The organism is Yeosuana aromativorans (assembly GCF_014646655.1).
GTDB lineage: Bacteria > Bacteroidota > Bacteroidia > Flavobacteriales > Flavobacteriaceae > Yeosuana > Yeosuana aromativorans.
Genome location: NZ_BMNR01000002.1, coordinates 594044 through 613074 on the forward strand (window position 1 = coordinate 594044; position 19031 = coordinate 613074).

General features: G+C 35.7%; 19 protein-coding genes and 1 tRNA gene. 9 read left to right on the forward strand and 11 right to left on the reverse strand.

The window, feature by feature from the left end; all coding sequences use genetic code 11:
* Nucleotides 1–177: 177 nt before the first annotated feature.
* From tpiA to IEW94_RS06010, 5 genes are read right to left on the reverse strand one after another with little or no spacing between them, the layout of a single operon-like run.
* On the reverse strand, nt 178–927 hold the full coding sequence (gene tpiA, locus IEW94_RS05990; protein WP_188650956.1) for a triose-phosphate isomerase: 750 nt from the start codon (nt 925–927) through the stop codon (nt 178–180).
* On the reverse strand, nt 927–1412 hold the full coding sequence (locus IEW94_RS05995) for a TlpA family protein disulfide reductase (protein ID WP_188650958.1): 486 nt from the start codon (nt 1410–1412) through the stop codon (nt 927–929). The genes tpiA and IEW94_RS05995 overlap by 1 nt, the downstream gene beginning before the upstream one ends.
* A gap of 28 nt (nt 1413–1440) precedes the next feature.
* Nucleotides 1441–2517 carry an ABC transporter permease gene (locus IEW94_RS06000; protein WP_188651367.1) on the reverse strand — a complete coding sequence of 359 codons (1077 nt, stop codon included), beginning with the start codon at nt 2515–2517 and terminating at the stop codon, nt 1441–1443.
* Complete coding sequence (locus IEW94_RS06005; protein ID WP_188650960.1) at nt 2514–3839, reverse strand: BT_3928 family protein; 1326 nt, start codon at nt 3837–3839, stop codon at nt 2514–2516. Before IEW94_RS06005 ends, IEW94_RS06000 begins: the two co-directional genes overlap by 4 nt.
* A gap of 14 nt (nt 3840–3853) precedes the next feature.
* Entirely contained in the window at nt 3854–4393 is a 540-nt protein-coding gene (locus IEW94_RS06010; RefSeq protein ID WP_188650963.1) for a DUF1599 domain-containing protein, read from the reverse strand.
* Between the two features lie 156 nt (nt 4394–4549).
* On the opposite strand from IEW94_RS06010, the gene folP reads away from it, so the two are divergent.
* From folP to IEW94_RS06030, 4 genes are read left to right on the forward strand one after another with little or no spacing between them, the layout of a single operon-like run.
* The gene (folP, locus tag IEW94_RS06015; RefSeq protein ID WP_188650965.1) at nt 4550–5383 is read left to right on the forward strand and encodes a dihydropteroate synthase; all 834 of its coding nucleotides are present in this window, start codon (nt 4550–4552) and stop codon (nt 5381–5383) included.
* A complete protein-coding gene (locus IEW94_RS06020) occupies nt 5383–6066 on the forward strand; it encodes a hypothetical protein (protein WP_188650967.1) in 684 nt (227 codons plus the stop codon). Before folP ends, IEW94_RS06020 begins: the two co-directional genes overlap by 1 nt.
* A gap of 35 nt (nt 6067–6101) precedes the next feature.
* On the forward strand, nt 6102–6887 hold the full coding sequence (gene cdaA / locus IEW94_RS06025; protein ID WP_188650969.1) for a diadenylate cyclase CdaA: 786 nt from the start codon (nt 6102–6104) through the stop codon (nt 6885–6887).
* A gap of 9 nt (nt 6888–6896) precedes the next feature.
* A complete protein-coding gene (locus tag IEW94_RS06030) occupies nt 6897–7742 on the forward strand; it encodes a DUF3667 domain-containing protein (RefSeq protein ID WP_188650971.1) in 846 nt (281 codons plus the stop codon).
* Here the strand turns inward: IEW94_RS06030 and IEW94_RS06035 are convergent.
* Both IEW94_RS06035 and truA read right to left on the reverse strand, forming a co-directional pair.
* On the reverse strand, nt 7694–9460 hold the full coding sequence (locus IEW94_RS06035; protein WP_188650973.1) for an ABC transporter ATP-binding protein: 1767 nt from the start codon (nt 9458–9460) through the stop codon (nt 7694–7696). The two genes, IEW94_RS06030 and IEW94_RS06035, sit on opposite strands and share 49 nt — an antisense overlap.
* Nucleotides 9461–10204, reverse strand: coding sequence for a tRNA pseudouridine(38-40) synthase TruA (gene truA, locus IEW94_RS06040; RefSeq protein WP_188650975.1), 744 nt, complete (start codon nt 10202–10204; stop codon nt 9461–9463). It abuts the gene before it with no gap.
* 75 nt (nt 10205–10279) lie between these two features.
* Here truA and IEW94_RS06045 point away from each other — a divergent pair, with 75 nt between their 5' ends.
* Entirely contained in the window at nt 10280–10777 is a 498-nt protein-coding gene (locus tag IEW94_RS06045; protein ID WP_188650977.1) for a metallophosphoesterase family protein, read from the forward strand.
* A 59-nt stretch (nt 10778–10836) separates the two neighbouring features.
* Here the strand turns inward: IEW94_RS06045 and IEW94_RS06050 are convergent, their stop codons facing one another.
* Entirely contained in the window at nt 10837–11247 is a 411-nt protein-coding gene (locus IEW94_RS06050) for a DUF4293 domain-containing protein (protein ID WP_188650979.1), read from the reverse strand.
* Between the two features lie 199 nt (nt 11248–11446).
* Here IEW94_RS06050 and rho point away from each other — a divergent pair, with 199 nt between their 5' ends.
* Both rho and IEW94_RS06060 read left to right on the forward strand, forming a co-directional pair.
* The gene (gene rho / locus IEW94_RS06055; RefSeq protein ID WP_188650982.1) at nt 11447–13117 is read left to right on the forward strand and encodes a transcription termination factor Rho; all 1671 of its coding nucleotides are present in this window, start codon (nt 11447–11449) and stop codon (nt 13115–13117) included.
* A 157-nt stretch (nt 13118–13274) separates the two neighbouring features.
* Nucleotides 13275–14018: a S1 family peptidase gene (locus IEW94_RS06060; RefSeq protein ID WP_188650984.1), complete on the forward strand. Its 744-nt coding sequence runs from the start codon at nt 13275–13277 to the stop codon at nt 14016–14018.
* A gap of 181 nt (nt 14019–14199) precedes the next feature.
* On the opposite strand, the gene rpsT is transcribed toward IEW94_RS06060, so the two are convergent.
* The 3 genes from rpsT to proS all read right to left on the reverse strand — a co-directional run bounded on the left by rpsT (nt 14200) and on the right by proS (nt 16174).
* The gene (gene rpsT / locus IEW94_RS06065) at nt 14200–14451 is read right to left on the reverse strand and encodes a 30S ribosomal protein S20 (protein ID WP_188650986.1); all 252 of its coding nucleotides are present in this window, start codon (nt 14449–14451) and stop codon (nt 14200–14202) included.
* Nucleotides 14452–14474: 23 nt separating this feature from the next.
* A tRNA-Glu gene (locus IEW94_RS06070) sits at nt 14475–14546 on the reverse strand.
* Nucleotides 14547–14695: 149 nt separating this feature from the next.
* Nucleotides 14696–16174 (reverse strand): proline--tRNA ligase, encoded by a 1479-nt coding sequence (proS, locus tag IEW94_RS06075; RefSeq protein WP_188650987.1) that lies wholly within the window; start codon nt 16172–16174, stop codon nt 14696–14698.
* Nucleotides 16175–16273: 99 nt separating this feature from the next.
* Here proS and IEW94_RS06080 point away from each other — a divergent pair, with 99 nt between their 5' ends.
* Both IEW94_RS06080 and IEW94_RS06085 read left to right on the forward strand, forming a co-directional pair.
* Nucleotides 16274–17335, forward strand: coding sequence for a hypothetical protein (locus IEW94_RS06080; protein WP_188650989.1), 1062 nt, complete (start codon nt 16274–16276; stop codon nt 17333–17335).
* A 41-nt stretch (nt 17336–17376) separates the two neighbouring features.
* Nucleotides 17377–18906, forward strand: a complete 1530-nt coding sequence (locus IEW94_RS06085) for an OmpP1/FadL family transporter (RefSeq protein WP_188650991.1) — start codon at nt 17377–17379, stop codon at nt 18904–18906.
* Nucleotides 18907–19031 lie beyond the last annotated feature (125 nt).

A 19031-nucleotide genomic window follows, 5' to 3' on the forward strand; every position in this document is an offset into this window, starting at 1 on the left:
TTTTTAATATTGAAACACATTAACGTTTATCTTAAAACCTGCGTTAGCGATTGAAATCCTTCGTCAGTTCTCAGGATAATCTTATCCTTTTTTGAGGAACGAGAAAAAGATATAGTTGAAAGCGTAACCCCGTTAACACGGGATTACGCCAAAATTAATGATATTTTATATGTAAAATTAAAACGCGTTTACAATAGCAAAAAAGTCGTCTGCATTGAGTGATGCACCTCCTATTAATCCACCATCTACGTCAGGCTTTGAAAAAATTTCTTGTGCATTATTTGGTTTTACACTACCTCCGTAAAGAATTGATAAAGATTCAGCAACTGTACTACCATACTTATTGTTTAATGTTTTTCTAATGAAAGCGTGCATGTCTTGTGCCTGCTCCGGACTTGCTGTTTCGCCTGTACCAATAGCCCAAACGGGTTCATAAGCCAATACGATATTCTTGAAAGCAGAAGCCTCTAAATGAAACAAGGCGTTTTTGATTTGGCTTTCAACCACGTTTTCATGATTGCCGGACTTTCTGTCTTCCAATACTTCTCCAAAACAAAAGATAATGCGCATGTTATTGGCCAAAGCTGCATCCACTTTTTTAGCCAGCATATCATCGGTTTCATTGAAATATTCTCGACGCTCACTATGTCCTAAAATAACAGTATTAATGCCAACGCTCTTTAACATTCCAGCACTGATTTCGCCTGTATAGGCACCATTTTCAGCAAAGTGCATGTTTTGGGCTATCACTTCTATTTGAGTATCTCTTAAGACCTCAAACGCTGTGTAAAGGTTGGTAAAGGTTGGTGCCACCATAACCGCAGCCTGAGATGTTTTTTCTTGTTTTTTTAATGCCGTTATCAATGATTCGGTTTGCGCTAAATCATTATTCATTTTCCAGTTTCCTGCTACTATTTGTTGTCTCATTATAATACGTTTTTTATGTTTTGGTCATCAGCTTCAATAGCTTTGTATAATTTGATATTCCCATCCTTGTCAACCACCATATATCTTGGTATCCAATCTAAAGCTACAAAATTACCAAAAGGCCCCTTCCAGCCGGATTGCATGAAATAATGATTGCCTTGTACATCATACTTTTCTATGCCTTTTTTCCAAGCTTCTTGGGTTTTGTCCAATGACAAAAAGATATATGTCACTTCTGGATGCGCTTGTTGTAAAGCTTTTACCTTTGGCATGCCGCCTATACAGTCTTTACACCACGAAGCCCAAATATCAATTACCAAGGTTGACCCTTTATGGGCTTCTAAAATACTTTTGAAAGTTACGTTTTCCCCTTGCAAGGTTACAAATGTATCGTTTAAAGCTTCTTTGGAAAATGTAGTCGGTTCTTGTGCGGAACAGCTAAAGAAAACCAAGCCAATAATTATTAGGTGTTTTAAATTTTTCATATTCTGATTTTGTTTTTAAAATGCAAATTTACTCTAATTTTACTTTTGGGTCTAACCAGGCATAAATTATATCCACAAAAATATTGATTATTATAAAGAGTATGGCTATAATTAACACAGAACCCATGATTACTGGCAAATCCAAAGTGTTTAGGGCGTTGACGATTTCTTTTCCCAAGCCATTCCACCCAAAAATATACTCAACAAAAACGGCTCCGGCCAACATAGAGGCAAACCAGCCAGAAATGGCTGTAACCACAGGGTTCATAGCATTTTTGATGGCATGCTTCCTAATGATTTTAAATTCACTTAATCCTTTGGAACGAGCCGTACGAATATAATCTTGATTAAACACTTCCAGTAATGAATTACGCATTAACTGAATCACAACAGCCAAGGGCCTAATCCCTAAAACAAAAGCCGGAAGTATCAAATTTTTCCATTTGATGTGCATGGCTTCACCAAAATCGTCTAATTCATACAAACTTCCTGTCATTTCCAAGTGGATAAACTTATGCAAGATATAACCAAAAAACCATGCGAATAAAATAGCACTAAAAAATGATGGAATACTCATGCCAAATGTGCTGAAAATTTGAATGACCCTATCCAGCCATGTATCTTTATATAGTGCCGAAACAATACCAAGGCAAATACCTAAAAATAACGCGATGGTAATGGCGGATACCGCTAAAACAAAGGTATTGGGAAGCGTCTCGGACAAAACTTGACTCACTTTTTTACCTTGTTTTGTAAACGATTCCCGCAGATAAGGAAATTTTAAAACCGTAGTGGTATTTCCTATTGAAAACAACGACACAAAATTGTATTTGTTATCGCTTAAAAAAGTATAATCTTTTGAGTTGTTTGAATGAAATGAAATAGGGGACAAATCATTGAGATAATACAAATATTGGGTGCTTATGGGTTGGTCAAATCCGTATTTATGCTTTACAATGGCCAACTGGTTGCTATCCTCATTTTGTCCCAACATCATTTGAGCAGGATCACCGGGAAGCACATTAAACAAAAAGAAAATAACAGTTACCACTCCAAATAACGTGAGCAAGGCGTAACCGATCTTATTTAGGAGATAGCCAATCAGGATTGATTTTTCTTTAGTTCAACATTCATAAAACCAACATAATTACTGTTTCGAGCTGTATTTAATGAGTCTAAAACATCCTTTTGGATTGTAAATTTCAGTTGCTTGATAGTATCCTTTTTTTCTAAGGCATCTACTTCTTCTTTTGAAGAGATTCTTCCGTCTATTAAATACAAAATATTGTCTTTATTTTTTTCTTCAAAAGATTGAGGTTTCTTGTCAACTTTTGGCAATTTCAAATCTTCAATATCATTCCAATGCACTTTTTGTTCAATAGTACCTTCATGCAGTTTTAAAATTCCGGGATTGGAACGCACCACTGTTTTAAGGGCTTTTTCATCACACAAATACCAATTAAAATCCAAATGATATGTTTCATTGATTTTTTGTTTGGCTTCGTCACCTGAGGCAGTCAATCCAATAACCGTATAACCGCTTTTCATAGCTTTATCAGAAAAGGCTTTTAATTTTTCTGCGCCTCCTGTTTCTATATTATCTAGGTTATATGAAATGATCATGATGAGATTGTCTTCCGAAAGAAATTGTTGCGTTAAATCATCGTCTTCTGTTTCAATTGAAAAATCATAAATAGGTGGCTGATAGCCTTCTTCTATTACTTTACTGTCAACCGATACAAAATCACCGTCCACACTAGGATACGAACCATTGGTGGTCACTACTTTTTCTGTTCCGTTTACATTGAATTTCCATGCGTATTCAACCACTGGCTTTTTAGCATCTTCAGGAATGCGCATCCCTTCCTGAATATTGGCGCCCACATGATAAGCCCTAAAATCTACCACTGGTAAATGCATCAAGACATGGTAGCCGAACCAAAAACTAAAAATAAAACTCAACAAAGCCAGAATTGTTACAGGAAGTTTCCCAAACAGGGGTTTGATGTGTTTTACTCCAAAAAACAGAACAAGCACAAAAAACAGCAGCACAACATCCTTGGTAAAACTCTCCCAAGGTGTGAGCTTTAAGGCATCACCAAAACAACCGCAATCCCGTACTTTATCAAAATACGCCGAATAAAAGGTTAAAAACGTGAAGAACACAATCATTAAAAGTAAGCTCCACACGGTGAATTTAGGTTTATATCCAATCAGTAAAAAGACACCTAAAACCGTTTCAAAAACTACCAAAAGCACTGCTATCATTAAGGCATAGTGTTCTAAAAAAGGCAGGTTAAGCACCTCAGCACTAAAATATTCCTGAAGCTTATACGAAAACCCCAATGGGTCATTAAGCTTTATCAATCCTGAGATAATGAACAATACCCCAACAAAAAGTCTTGAAATATTGACTATATATTTCATCTGTTTATATTTATTTATCCTTGTTTTAAGTGAATCAATGCAAAAACGGCATAATTAATCATGTCTTGATAATTGGCCTCAATCCCTTCACTCACTAATGTTTTTCCTTGATTGTTCTCAATCTGTTTAACCCGCAATAATTTTTGAAGAATTAAATCGGTCAACGAACTTACCCGCATATCGCGCCAAGCTTCACCATAATCATGGTTTTTGTCCTCCATGAGTTTTTTGGTTACAGCCACTTTTTCGTCATACAAAGCCGTGGCATCAATGGTTGATAAATCTGGCTGCTCGGCCACGCCTTTATCCAATTGAATCAAGGCCATGATACAATAATTGATAATGCCAATAAACTCACTGATTTCTCCTTCGTCAACTTTCCTAACGTCATTTTGTTGCAAGCCTCGTATCCGTTGCGCTTTTATAAAAATTTGATCGGTTAGTGATGGCAGACGTAAGATTCTCCAGGCACTTCCATAATCTTTCATTTTTTTAATAAATAAACTCTTGCAGACTTTTATAACGGCATCGTATTGTTTTGAGGTATCTTGCATTGACGACTTAGAATTTTCTGTAAATTTCGCTTAAATAGTTTAAAGTTCAAAGTTAAAGACCTAAAGTTTTGTCAGGCGAAAATCTACGTTTAAATTTTGAACCTTTTTATATAATTACGTTAACTTTGAACTAAAATACACCAAAACATTGTGTAAATGACCATAAATTGCAAAGGCTCTCTCATTGACGTATCATCCCCTAAAGTGATGGGGATTTTAAACATCACGCCAGATTCATTTTACGATGGTGGAAAATACCGTGATGAATCGGTCGTGATGAACCATGTAAAACAGATGCTGGATGAAGGTGCTAACTTTATTGATGTAGGCGCTTACAGTTCAAAACCCAATGCTGATTTTGTAAGTGACGATGACGAGCTGAAACGCATATTGCCAGTAGTGTCATCCATTTTAAAGGAATTCCCAGATGTACTGCTATCCATTGACACTTTTAGAAGTCAAGTAGCCAAGGCCTGCATTGAAATGGGCGCTGCTATGATAAACGACATTTCAGCTGGCACGTTGGATAAAAACATGCTAAAAACCGTTGCTGATTTAAGGGCCCCATATATTATGATGCACATGAAGGGCACTCCACAAACTATGCAACAACTCACAGATTATGATAACCTCACAAAAGACATCTTATTTTATTTTTCTGAACGGATTGCAACCGCTAGGCAGTTGGGTATTATTGACATAATAGTTGATCCAGGGTTTGGCTTTGCAAAAACCAGAGAACAAAATTATGAGTTGTTAAATCAGTTGGAATTATTTAACATGTTGGAATTACCAGTTTTAGTTGGTGTTTCAAGAAAATCAATGATTTACAAAACACTAGGAATTACAGCCAAAGAATCACTTAATGGCACCTCGGTTTTAAATACCATTGCCTTGCAAAAAGGGGCCTCCATTTTACGTGTTCATGATGTTAAAGAAGCTGTGGAATGCATTAAGCTCGTTCAATCCTTAAACCCAAAAAATAGTTGATGAAACCCTTTTTTTATTGCTTCTTACTTATCCTGTTGTGTGCCTGCGGAAACGATAAAACCGTACAACTTCCTGAAATAAATCATTCTAAAATTTCAAAAATAAATGATGTGTCTGCTGCATATTTGTTTTATGATGCAACCCAAAAAGATAGCATTGAACTTAACAGAAATAATTTGATTAGCACGACCAATTGGCTTATAAACGTGGATAAGCGCTTGCGTTTAGGGCAAGCCATTCCAAAAATTATGTTCTTACAAGACAAAAAACGAAATGCTACTATGCATAAAAATGAAAACGCTAAAAATTTTTACACCTGTAATGATCTTAGCAAGCACACACTGGGTTTTATTGATTTTACCAATGTAGCTTATCATTTGGATGCTTATAAAATGCATAACTTCAACCTTAATCCCACCCAGCTTGTAACCATTAACGTTCAATCTCTTGATTCAATAATCGTCTCGTTTACCATGGATGGGGCCACTTTGAGCCATACTTCCAATTACAACAAATTATTGACTCATTTAAAAACCAATGTTACCAAAGACGGCAATGCTAATATTGTCTTGGAATTCAGCAAAAAACTTTCCTTTCAAGATTATATATCCTTGAAGCATTTACTTTCTGAAATGGATTTAAAAAATGTGACCATAGCCCGTGATGAATTTGTTTTTAATTAGCTATATTTTACTAAATTTACCAAAACCCATATACTTTGGATATTTTTAAGGACCTTTTAAAATTTACCGTTGTTGATGTCATAGATGTTATTTTGGTAGCACTCCTACTCTACTATATTTACAAATTGGTAAAAGGTACGGTTGCCATCAATATTTTTATTGGTATCATTATTATTTATCTGGCATGGCGATTGACCGATTTCCTCAATATGGAATTGCTCTCCAGTATTTTTGGTGGCTTTATGAAGGTGGGCATTATTGCACTTATAGTCGTGTTTCAGCCAGAAATTCGTAAATTTTTGTTGATGGTAGGCTCTGCTAATTTTAGTAGACGGCGAAATTTTTTGAAACACTTGAACTTTTTAAAAACCGAAACTAGCGATGAAACCAATGTAGATACTATTGTATCTGCTTGTAACAAGATGGCCTCAACCAAAACAGGAGCTTTGATAGTCCTTGAACGCAACAACAGCTTGGATTTTCTTACCACAACAGGTGATGAAATGAACATCAGAGTTACGCAACCTATTATTGAAAGTATCTTTTTCAAAAACAGTCCATTGCATGACGGTGCTATTATTGTAAAAAACAATATTGTAAAAGCCACTCGGGTTATTTTGCCGGTCAACAATGAAAAAATCATTCCACAGCGTTTTGGGCTTCGTCACAGGGCCGCTATTGGTGTTACTGAAAAAACCGATGCTTTAGCCCTTGTTGTCAGTGAAGAAACTGGACATATTTCGTATTTTAAGGACGGTGAGTTTATTGTGTTTAAAGACACTGATGAACTTACTAAATTGATTAAAAAAGATTTGGTTTAGACATTTAAAATGAATTGCAAGAATTGTAATAAGACCTTATACTCCAAAAATAATTATTGCGATGGTTGCGGTGCAAAAGTGATTAGAAACAGGTTGACCATTAAAAATTTGTTTTCAGATTTTATTGAAACTTATTTAAACTACGATAATACATTTCTTCAAACATTTTTTAATTTATTCAAAAACCCTAAGGATGTTATTGATGGCTATATTAATGGTACCAGAAAAAAGTATGTCAGCGCAATTAGTTATTTTACCATTGCCATTACATTCACTGGATTAGAATATTTTATATTGAAAAATTATTTTCCAGGCTTTTTAGACTTATCCGATATTACTCAAAAAGGTATGGAAGCCATTTCCAACACCATCTTAGATAAAGCTAGAGATTATCAGTCTTTTGTTTTATTACTTTTTGTTCCGTTATATGCTCTAATGGCCAAACTTGTGTTTTTCAACATAAAGAAATACAACTATACTGAACTTTTGGTTGTTTTTATGTACATCATTGCACATTCAAATATCATTGGTTCTGTTGTTATTGTTACATCGGCTTGGTTAGGGTTCCGAATGGGGCAGCTAAGTCTGTTTATTTTGACCTTTCAACTCATCTATTCTGCATATTGTTTAAAACAACTTTACAACTTAAGTCTTACGGGAATCATTTTAAGAACATTATGGTTCATCTTTGTTTTTTCCATAATATACGTTGTGATCATTTTTCTTTTTGTGGGCATCCTGTTTTTAACAAAAGGCACTGAATTTTTCAAAGAATTGATGCATACAAAACAACTGGCATCACTTGCTCAGGCAACCTCTTCTTTTAAAAACTGCACCTCATATAGGTTTCTGTAGTAACCGTTTTCTTTCTTTAAAAGTTCTTCATGGGTGCCTTGTTCCACAATGTTACCGGAATCCATGACAATAATCTTATCGGCTTTTTTAATGGTTGCCAGTCTGTGGGCAATGATAATTGAGGTTCTTCCTTTGGTTATTTTGTCGGTTGCTGTTTGAATGAGTTGCTCAGAATACGCATCAACAGAGGATGTGGCTTCGTCCAATACCAAAATACTAGGATTGGTAACATAAGCCCTTAAAAACGAAATCAATTGGCGTTGGCCAGATGATAACATCACACCTCTCTCTTTAACATTGTAATAATAACCTCCTGGTAAACTTGAAATAAAATCATGTATTCCAATATCTTTGGCCGCTTGTATTACTTCAGCTTCTGTTACTGCTGGATTATCAAGTGTAATATTATTCATAATGGTATCAGCAAATAAAAAGACATCCTGTAAAACCACAGCTATTTGCTGTCGTAACGATGCCAAGGTGACATTTTTTATATCAATGCCATCAACCTCGATAACTCCATCCTTAATTTCATAAAACCGATTCAATAAATTGATAATGGTAGACTTTCCAGCACCGGTTGCTCCAACTATTGCAACCGTCTCACCTGCTTTCACATCAAATGAAATTCCATTTAAAACAACTTCATCCTCAATGTAACTAAAATACACATCCTTAAAGCTTATATCCCCTTTAAAGGATTCTGCCACAAAGGTTCCTTTATCATCAATGTGAGAGGTGGTTTCCAATACTTTAAACACCCTATTGGCGGCTACCATACCCATCTGTAAGGTGTTAAAATTGTCAGCAATTTGACGTAATGGCCTGAACAACATAGGGATAAACATTACAAATGCCGTTAAGTCACCTTCTGTGGTCGTTCCTTGAAGCACCACGTTCAAGCCGCCATACCAAGCTACCAAGCCTATGGTTATTGATGTTGATAACTCTGCAATTGGAAAAAATATGGAGTTATACCAAACTGTCTTTAGCCAACCTTTTTTATGGCGTTCATTAATTTCCTGAAACTTTCTATATTCGGTATCTTCCCTAGTAAATAATTGCAGAATCTTCATTCCGGTGATACGCTCTTGCACAAAGGAGTTTAAGTTTGAAACCTCAGTACGCACTTCTTCAAACGCTTTTTTCATATACTTTTGAAAAATTCGTGTGGCAATCAAGACCAACGGAAGCATGACAAAGACAATCAAACTTAATTTCCAGTTCATGAAAAGCATAAATATGGACACCACAATCATGGTCAATAAATCCCTGAAAATGGTAAATAAGCCCTGTCCAAAAATATCGGCAATTCGTTCCATATCGGTTACTGCCCGTGTTATTAAAACACCAACCGAGGAATTATCGTAGTACTTCATTTTAAAGCTGAGCAAATGATTAAATAATTTAACCCGAACATCTTTAACCACATTTTGTCCCAACCAACCGGCATAATATATGAATGATAACTGACCAATGACTTCCATGAGCAACATGGCGCCCATAATCAACACATACGGTAAAAAGCCTTCCAGGTTTTTATTTGCTAAATTCGTATCAATTGCCAACTGCAATATTTTGGGTCGTATTGCTCCAAAAAGAGCAATTAAAATAACAGCACCAAGCACCCCAACAAAGACTAATTTATAGGGTTTGATATAAATTAAAAGCCGTTTGAATAGGTTAATATCAAAAACTTGTTCTTTCTTTTTCTCCATTTAAAATACGATCTCTTTTGAATAGTCAACTTTTGTTAAATATAAGGCATGGGCCGGCACAGAATATCCAGCTTCACTCCTGTTTTTTGATTGTATTATAGCGTGCAAATCAATCACCTCAATTTTTCCAACGCCAATATTGACCATGGTTCCCACAATAGCCCGTACCATATTACGCAAAAACCTATCGGCCTTGATCACAAAATGAAGCTCATCATTTTTAATTGTCCACGCTGCTTCCATGATTTTGCAATGATACGTTTTTACATCGGTATTTGTTTTTGAAAAGCATTGAAAATCTTGATACTGAAATAGTACTTTTGCGGCCTCGTTCATACGGTCAATATCAAGGTGTTTTGTAAAATAGTATGCATGATCAAAGTTAAACGCATTTTTTGAAGTGGCTATTCTATATAAATATGTTCTGCTTGTGGCATCAAAACGTGCATGAGCGTCTGGCTTAACCTTAAGAATAGAATGAATGGCAATATCATTTGGCAAAAAAGAATTCAACTTAAAAACCAAATCGCTTTCCTCAAAGGACATATCACTGTCAAAATGGGCAAACATTTGCATGGCATGAACGCCTGTATCGGTTCTTCCGGCCCCAACAATAGGCGTATCTTCCTTTAAAATCAACGAAAGCCCTTTTTCTATAACTTCTTGTACAGAAATAGCCTTGGGCTGGTTTTGCCAACCGTGGTACGCTTTTCCGTTATAAGAAAGTTCAATAAAATACCTCAATCTATTTTGATACTTTTGTTAAAACAACAAAGATAAATAGATTTACGAGTTTAGATTTACCATTAACATTTTATAATGATAAAAATACTGTTGCTTTCTGATACCCACAGCTATATTGATGATGATATATTGAAATATGTTAAAGACGCCGATGAAGTTTGGCATGCTGGCGATATTGGTGATATTGCAGTCACCGATGCCATTAAACAGCTTAAACCGCTTCGGGCTGTTTACGGCAATATAGACAATACAACCATTCGCTCTGAGTTTCCTGAACATAATAGATTTATGTGCGAAGCTGTTGATGTGTGGATGACCCATATTGGGGGTTACCCCAAAGCGTATGACATGCGGGTTAAGCAAACCATTAAAACCAATCCACCTAAACTATTTATCTGTGGACATTCCCATATCTTAAAGGTTATGCCCGACAAACAATTGGGGCTCCTGCACATGAATCCCGGTGCAGCAGGTAAACATGGATTCCACAAAGTAAGAACCATGCTGCGCTTTACCATTGATGGTGCTAAAATTGATAATTTAGAAGTGATAGAATTTAGCAAACGGTATTAAAAAAACCCAAAGCTTTCACTTTGGGTTTTTAACGCACTAATACTACTAAGATGTTAGGTTTATCGCAATCGATCTACAGATTTTACAAGATCTTCATCCTTTTTAATGGCTTTATTGGCCAAGACCAATAACACGATAGAAATAATAGGAAGAAACATCCCAATACCTTTCTCAGAAACAACAGTTTCTCCAGATACATTTAGAGATTGATACACAAAAAATCCTAGTAAAAAAAAGTTTAATATGATGTTAAGTCGCCCCAACATAAACTGGAGCTTCCTGTTTTTATACATGAAAATTGAAATTAAAGACAACGCCGCTGAACCTAAAAACAAACCTAAGTAGAGTGGATTATCATTAGCAAACACAACTATACCTTCTTTTGTTTCCCACAAATCAAACAAATATATAAGGCCTGCAGAAACACCTGCTGCCAAAATAAGATAAACTGTTTGTATGCGCTGTAACATTTACTTTTTAAAATATAGATGGCAAAAATAATAGTTTCTTTTATAAATTTCACTTAAAAAATTAAAATAAAGTTGTATTATTGCATTATAATTCTCAACAGCCACTACGGTAGGTTGTTAATTCTTCAGATTAAAAATCTATTTTTTTTCAGAACCAAACAAACTTATATTCAAATTATATCATTTAAGTAAACATCAAATGTTTGAAATTTCTCAGTTAAACGAAAAGAAACTCTCTGACTTACAGGAGATTGCTAAAAAATTGAACGTATCTAAGTATCGTTCATTAAAAAAATCAGATCTAGTTTACCAAATTTTAGATCACCAAGCAGCAAACCCAAAAGCTGTGGAAGAAGTCATTAAGCCTTCAGAAACTGCAACAGATAATAAGCCCAGCACGCAACGTGCAAAAAAACCTAGAGCCCGCATTCAAAAGCCTGCCAATAAAGCACCTCATAAAAAAGAGGAAGCTCCAACGGAAGATAAAGCTCCCGAAAGACAGAACAAACCTGAAAAACAGAGTAAACCTGTTGCTCCTGTTGAAAATAAAACAACCGAAAAACCAAGTTCTGATTCTTCAAACAAACCTACCCAGGACAATAAATCCAAGGACAATCAGAAACCTCATCCAAAAAGAGATCACAACCAAAATAAAAATCAAAACAAAAACCAAAATAACGGAAACTCAAATAGTGGGAACTCCAATAACGGCAATAAGGATAGTAGAAACCGTTATCGTGAGCCTGATTTTGAATTTGATGCCATTATTGAAAGTGAAGGTGTTCTGGACATCATGCAAGATGGTTATGGATTTTTAAGGTCGTCTGATTACAACTACTTATCGTCACCCGATGATATTTATGTGTCACAATCGCAAATTAGATTATTTGGATTGAAAAAAGGTGATACTGTTCTTGGTCATGTAAGACCACCTAAAGAAGGCGAAAAGTATTTCCCACTGATTAAGGTCATTAAAATCAATGGCCAAAACCCTGACGTGGTGAGAGACCGTGTGTCTTTTGAACATTTAACACCATTATTTCCAAAGGAAAAGTTTGATATAGCTGAAAAGCAAAGTACCATATCAACCAGGATTATGGATTTGTTTTCTCCTATAGGAAAAGGACAACGTGGTATGATTGTATCGCAGCCAAAAACTGGTAAAACCATGTTGCTTAAAGATGTGGCCAACGCCATTGCTGCGAATCACCCTGAGGTTTACTTAATGATTTTATTGATTGATGAACGTCCTGAAGAGGTAACCGATATGCAACGTAATGTACGTGGTGAGGTTATTTCATCAACCTTTGATAAAGAAGCCCATGAACACGTAAAAATTGCCGACATTGTTCTTGAAAAAGCGAAACGTTTGGTAGAATGCGGACATGATGTGGTTATTTTATTGGATTCCATTACCCGTTTGGCAAGAGCTTACAATACGGTACAGCCTGCCTCTGGTAAAATATTAAGTGGTGGTGTTGATGCCAATGCATTACACAAACCAAAGCGTTTCTTTGGTGCTGCGAGAAATATTGAAAATGGTGGCTCTTTAACCATTATTGCTACTGCCTTAACAGAAACCGGTTCTAAAATGGACGAAGTGATCTTTGAGGAATTTAAAGGAACGGGTAATATGGAATTGCAATTGGATAGAAAAATATCCAATCGTAGAATTTTCCCTGCTATTGACCTGACTTCATCCAGTACACGTCGTGATGACTTATTGTTGGATGAAAACACCATACAACGTATGTGGGTGATGCGTAAATATTTAGCGGACATGAACCCTGTGGAAGCTATGGAATTTATCAATGACCGCTTTAAACAGACTAGAAATAATGAAGAGTTTTTAATATCCATGAACGGATAAAAAACCTCAACCATCATATTGCTAAAAGCCTTAAAATTAAATTTTAAGGCTTTTTTCGTGTTAAACTTGTAAGTAATTATTTATTATATTTGAGATAAGTATAATGGGGATAAACACAATATATTTGTTAATCTATGTTCTACGTCATTTGAAAAACATGAAAAAACATTCACTCTTATTTTTAATATTAATAATAATTCCAAAATTGATTATGGCACAAGATTATCTAACGACCGATATCTTATCGAGAGTTTTCCATATGAAATATAAGACCCAAACTGGAACAACTTTTTTGGTAGCAAAGGACTCTGTTAACTACTTCGTGACTGCGAAACATGTTTTACAAAATCCAAAATATGGAGAAAAATTAACCGTTGAAATATATCAAGATAGTTTATGGAAAACATTAACAGGCAATGTCTATTTTGACAAAACTAATGATGTTGATGTTGCACTGATAATGCCAGAAGGATTTGGTTTCGTACAATCAGGAATAAGCTTAAAAAATATTCAAACAATAATTGGAGACGAAGGTTATTTTCTCGGATTTCCATATGGCTTAAGTTCATTGGATAAGGGTAAAATTAATGCTGGATTCCCATTTCCACTAGTTAAAAAAGCTGTGTTTTCTGGAACAACAACTAATAATGATGTTCAAACTATATTCTTAGATGGACATAATAATCCCGGTTTTTCTGGAGGACCAGTACTTTTTAAAGATAGAATGAAAAATGGTGATAACAAATTCCATTTAGTTGGGATTGTTTCAGCATACCTTAATCAACAAAATGATTTGATAACACCATTCGGTAAATTAAAATACAAAGAGAATTCAGGAATTATAATCGCTATTGGCAAGGAACAAATCGATACAATTATTGAAAATATAAAAACGCCGTAGAACACCATATATAATTTATTGCTAGTTCTAGCTTACTTACGAAAATCCTACGATTTTTTTATATACAATAGAATTAAAACTAACGGTTAATACGTGCTAAACAAATAACTTACAATAAAAAAAGAGCCTCCCATAAAGAGAGGCTCTAAATTATTATTATATAACTTAAAAATGCTTTATCTTATAAAGAAGCTACATGTTTAGCCAAACCAGATTTTAGGTTGGCTGCTTTGTTGGCATGAATGATGTTTTTCTTTGCCAATCTGTCCAACATAGACACAACAGATGGAAACAAAGCCTCAGCTTCTTTTTTATCTGTTAACTCACGCAATTTCTTAACTGCATTACGAGTTGTTTTATGTTGATACCTGTTTACAACGCGTTTCGCTTCGCTGCTTCTAATTCTTTTTAACGCTGACTTGTGATTTGCCATTATTCCTTTTATTATTAAAATTGTAGCCCGTAGGGGAATCGAACCCCTCTTACCAGGATGAAAACCTGGCGTCCTAGCCGATAGACGAACGGGCCATTTGTTATAACACCGTAAATTTGATTTTAAAAAAAAAATAAACTTACACCGTTTTCAAATAACTCTCAATGTTTCCATTGCGGATGCAAAAATACAACTATTTTTAAATGTCGCAATAGCTGGATAATATTTTTTTAAAAAAAATAATTTAATAGGCTTTTGCGAATAAAACCCTGCCTTTTGAAGGCTTTCCAGTGAATACACAAACACCTTCTTCTGGCTTGTTATCCAGAGGAATACAACGAATGGTCGCTTTTGTTAGCTCTTTTATTTTAGCTTCTGTCTCATTGGTACCATCCCAATGCGCTGAAATAAATCCGCCTTTGGTCTCCAAAACAGTCTTAAATTCATCAAAAGTATCTACCTCTGTAATGTGTGACGCTCTATAATCGAATGCTCTTTTAAATAAGTTCTCCTGAATTGCATCCAATAAACTTTTAACTGTTTCAGACACCTTATCAAGAGCAACAATTTCTTTGGTTAATGTATCACGTCTGGCAATTTCAACCGTTCCATTTTCTAAATCCTTAGGACCTATGGCCAAACGCAATGGCACACCTTGCAGTTCATGTTGTGCAAATTTGGCTCCTGGCCGTTGTGTATCCCTATCATCATATTTTACGGAAATTCCTTTAGCCCTTAAATCGGCCTGAATACCATTTGCTACCTTTGAAATGGCGTTCAAATCGTCCTCATTTTTATAAATTGGAACAATAACCACTTGATAAGGCGCTAAAGTTGGCGGCAATACCAGTCCATTATCGTCACTGTGGGTCATAATGAGCGCTCCCATCAAACGTGTGGAAACACCCCACGAGGTGGCCCAAACATAATCTTGTTTTCCTTCTTTATTGGCGAATTTTACATCAAATGCCTTGGCGAAATTTTGACCAAGGAAATGGGATGTTCCTGCTTGTAGGGCTTTACCATCCTGCATCAATGCTTCAATACAAAATGTTTCCTCGGCCCCTGCAAAACGCTCACTTTCGGTTTTCACACCTTGTATAACAGGCATAGCCATAAAGTTTTCCGCAAAAGTTGCATACACATTGTTCATGAGCTTTGCTTCCTTTAAGGCTTCTTCTTTGGTTTCGTGAGCTGTATGTCCCTCTTGCCACAAAAATTCAGCGGTACGCAAAAATAAGCGCGTACGCATTTCCCAACGCACCACATTGGCCCATTGATTGATTAATATTGGAAGGTCTCTATAGGATTGAATCCAGTTTCTGTAGGTATTCCAAATAATAGCCTCTGAGGTAGGACGCACAACAAGCTCTTCTTCAAGTTTTGCCTCTGGATCAACACGTAATTTACCTGGTTTATCTGGGTCAGCTTGCAAACGATAATGTGTCACAACGGCACATTCCTTAGCAAAGCCTTCTGCATTTTTCTCTTCGGCTTCAAACAAGCTTTTTGGAACAAATAATGGGAAATAGGCATTTTGATGGCCCGTTTCTTTAAACATTCTATCTAATTCTGCCTGCATTTTTTCCCAAATTGCATAACCATACGGTTTGATTACCATACAGCCCCTAACCGCTGAGTTCTCAGCTAAATCGGCCTTTACCACAAGTTCATTATACCATTTTGAATAATCCTCTGTTCTAGTTGTAAGTTTTTTGCTCATATGCTTGTTTTGGCATAAAAATTGTGAATATGTTAAATGTAAAAATAGTTCAGCAAAACTAACTATTTTTGTTATGTTCAACAATAAAATTATAGAGATATGCAATTAATTAACTACTTAAAACGGAAAATACCATTTTTGGCAATTCTTGGATTGCTGTTTGGTTTGTCATCATGTGGTTCTTATCAATATGTTGGCGTAGATAATGATGGTATTTACAATTCATCATATCCAGATAATAGTGACTATCAAGAAGCTGTTGTTGACGCTGAAAACAACTCCAAATCAAATAATTATTACAAAAATTATTTTAGGGAAAAATCCTTAGAATATGACAATATAGCAAACGGCGAAGTGTTTACTGATATAGATTCATATGAAGGAAATAATGTGGTAAACGACAGCATTGACAACAATTACCAAGGTTATGGTGGTTGGGGACAAAATAACAGTTCCGTAAGCATTAATGTGTACCCAAGCTATGGCTATTATAACTATTGGTGGAACAGGCCTTATTACGATTATTGGGGATATGGCTGGAATTCTTGGGGTTACTACGATTGGTACAGACCGTATTATTACGGCGGTTATTACAATAGTTGGGCTTATTACAATCCATACAGCTATTACTATTATGGAAATCCGTATTACTATGGTGGCTACTATGGCTATTATGGCAATCATGTGTACAGCAGAAGAGGACTTTCATACAGTGCGACCAGACGAGGCAGTTTATCATCAAATTATAGTTCAAGCTCAACTAGAAGCAGCTATGCAAATTCTTCGGCATATAATACATCCAGAAGAAGCACTACCAATTCTACCTCTGTAAACAGATACAGCAGCAATGACCCTAGGGTGTATTCCAATACCCAAAGACGGACAAGCAGTGGAACGTCACCTGTTCTAAGACGATCAAGTAGTGTTTCATCGCCTGCATCCAATTCAACAAGCCGAACATCATCAGTTAGAAGAAGTTACAGTAATTCGTCTTCAAACAATAGCACTTACACGCCTAGAAGAAGTTCTACTTCTAGTTCGCCAAGTTACAATTCAAGCAGGAGCAGTTCTAGCAGTCCAAGCTATTCCAGATCATCCTCAAGTAGCAGTAGCTCTGGAAGTCGATCAAGTTCCAGTTCATCAGGCAGAAGAGGGCGCTAAAACAACATATAAAGAATCAAAAAAAAGAAAAGAAAAAGCATATGAAAAAGTTAAGCTTATTATTGATAGGTCTGTTATCTACACCCTTTATTTACGGTCAGGATATTACGGATGCACTTAGATATTCACAAGATGAAATTCAAGGTACAGCTCGTTTTAGAGCCTTAAGTGGTGCATTTGGTGCGCTTGGTGGCGATATGAGTGCCGTTAGTTTAAACCCAGCAGGTTCGGCAGTATTCAACAGCAGTCATGCCTCTTTTACGCTTTCTAATCTAGACACCAAAAATGACGCCCAATATTTTAATGGTTTTAACAGTACTTCAGATTCAAAATTTGATATTAACCAAGGTGGTGCCGCCTTTGTTTTTGTTAACCACAATAGCAATTCGCCCTGGCGTAAATTCGCATTATCTGTCAATTACGATAAAACAAAAAATTTGGAGACCAGTTGGTTTGCCTCAGGTTTAAATACTAATAACGATGGACAATTCAGCAATTCAATTGCGAGCTATTTTTATGATTATGCTGATGGATTACGTTTGGATCAAATCTCTGCATTTCCTGATGAATCGATCTCAAACGCTTACTCTGATATAGGCAGCACATATGGGTTTGCCAATCAACAGGCATTTTTGGGCTATGAATCGTATATCTTAGAACCTGACACCAACGACGATGCCAATACCCTATACTCTGCAAATGTGGCCAATGGAAACTTCCATCATGATTATTCCTACGCATCTACTGGTTACAATGGCAAAATTGCTTTTAATGCAGCTTTCCAATATGAGGACAATTTATATTTAGGAATCAACTTAAATTCACATCTCATTAATTTTGACCGTTCCACCTACTTAAAAGAAGACAACACCAACGGTGGTTTAATAAATTATATTGATTTTGGAAATACACTATCTACAACGGGTTCTGGTTTTTCATTCCAATTGGGAGGCATCATGAAATTAAGTCCGGAATTTAGAATAGGTTTAGTGTACGACTCCCCTACCTGGTATACCATTTCCGAAGAAACAACACAATATTTAGACACAAGCGAATTGGCAAACATTAGCCAAGATCCTATAGACCCGCAAATTACTAATGTGTATCCAGACTACAAACTGCAAACTCCTGGTAAGTTTACTGGTAGTTTGGCTTATGTATTTGGTGAACAAGGTCTTATAAGCTTTGACTATTCGGTAAAAGATTACAGTAAAACAAAATTCAAACCTGAGTCTGACCCTGCTTTTATTGACCAAAATAATAACATCAGCTCTGAGTTGACTTCAGCTTCCACTTACAGAATTGGTGGCGAATACAAGTACAAACAATTTAGTTTTAGAGGTGGTTACCGTTTTGAAGAAAGTCCCTATAAAAATGGTTCTACCATAGGTGATTTAAACGGCTATTCACTTGGCCTTGGTTTTAATTTTGGAAATACCAAATTAGATATTACGTATGACCAAGCACAACGCGCTTCGCAATATCAACTTTACAATGTAGGTTTGACCGATAGTGCAAATATTGACACAAAAAACTCTAACGTCACGTTGTCATTAAGTTTTAATATTTAAAATAAAATCCATATCACCTGAATCAAAGCTTGAACTCATTTGTTCAAGCTTTATCATTTAAAAGAAATCAAACGGTAAAAAAGCTAATTTATTAATTGTTTGCTAATTCAAAACCATAACAAAAG

Excerpts from the sequence above, each read along its gene's own strand:
- tpiA (WP_188650956.1), bottom strand. The coding sequence starts at position 927 with ATGAGACAACAAATAGTAGCAGGAAACTGGAAAATGAATAATGATTTA.
- IEW94_RS05995 (WP_188650958.1), bottom strand. The coding sequence starts at position 1,412 with ATGAAAAATTTAAAACACCTAATAATTATTGGCTTGGTTTTCTTTAGC.
- IEW94_RS06005 (WP_188650960.1), bottom strand. The coding sequence starts at position 3,839 with ATGAAATATATAGTCAATATTTCAAGACTTTTTGTTGGGGTATTGTTC.
- IEW94_RS06010 (WP_188650963.1), bottom strand. The coding sequence starts at position 4,393 with ATGCAAGATACCTCAAAACAATACGATGCCGTTATAAAAGTCTGCAAG.
- folP (WP_188650965.1), top strand. The coding sequence starts at position 4,550 with ATGACCATAAATTGCAAAGGCTCTCTCATTGACGTATCATCCCCTAAA.
- IEW94_RS06020 (WP_188650967.1), top strand. The coding sequence starts at position 5,383 with ATGAAACCCTTTTTTTATTGCTTCTTACTTATCCTGTTGTGTGCCTGC.
- IEW94_RS06030 (WP_188650971.1), top strand. The coding sequence starts at position 6,897 with ATGAATTGCAAGAATTGTAATAAGACCTTATACTCCAAAAATAATTAT.
- IEW94_RS06035 (WP_188650973.1), bottom strand. The coding sequence starts at position 9,460 with ATGGAGAAAAAGAAAGAACAAGTTTTTGATATTAACCTATTCAAACGG.
- IEW94_RS06045 (WP_188650977.1), top strand. The coding sequence starts at position 10,280 with ATGATAAAAATACTGTTGCTTTCTGATACCCACAGCTATATTGATGAT.
- IEW94_RS06050 (WP_188650979.1), bottom strand. The coding sequence starts at position 11,247 with ATGTTACAGCGCATACAAACAGTTTATCTTATTTTGGCAGCAGGTGTT.
- rho (WP_188650982.1), top strand. The coding sequence starts at position 11,447 with ATGTTTGAAATTTCTCAGTTAAACGAAAAGAAACTCTCTGACTTACAG.
- IEW94_RS06060 (WP_188650984.1), top strand. The coding sequence starts at position 13,275 with ATGAAAAAACATTCACTCTTATTTTTAATATTAATAATAATTCCAAAA.
- rpsT (WP_188650986.1), bottom strand. The coding sequence starts at position 14,451 with ATGGCAAATCACAAGTCAGCGTTAAAAAGAATTAGAAGCAGCGAAGCG.
- proS (WP_188650987.1), bottom strand. The coding sequence starts at position 16,174 with ATGAGCAAAAAACTTACAACTAGAACAGAGGATTATTCAAAATGGTAT.
- IEW94_RS06080 (WP_188650989.1), top strand. The coding sequence starts at position 16,274 with ATGCAATTAATTAACTACTTAAAACGGAAAATACCATTTTTGGCAATT.
- IEW94_RS06085 (WP_188650991.1), top strand. The coding sequence starts at position 17,377 with ATGAAAAAGTTAAGCTTATTATTGATAGGTCTGTTATCTACACCCTTT.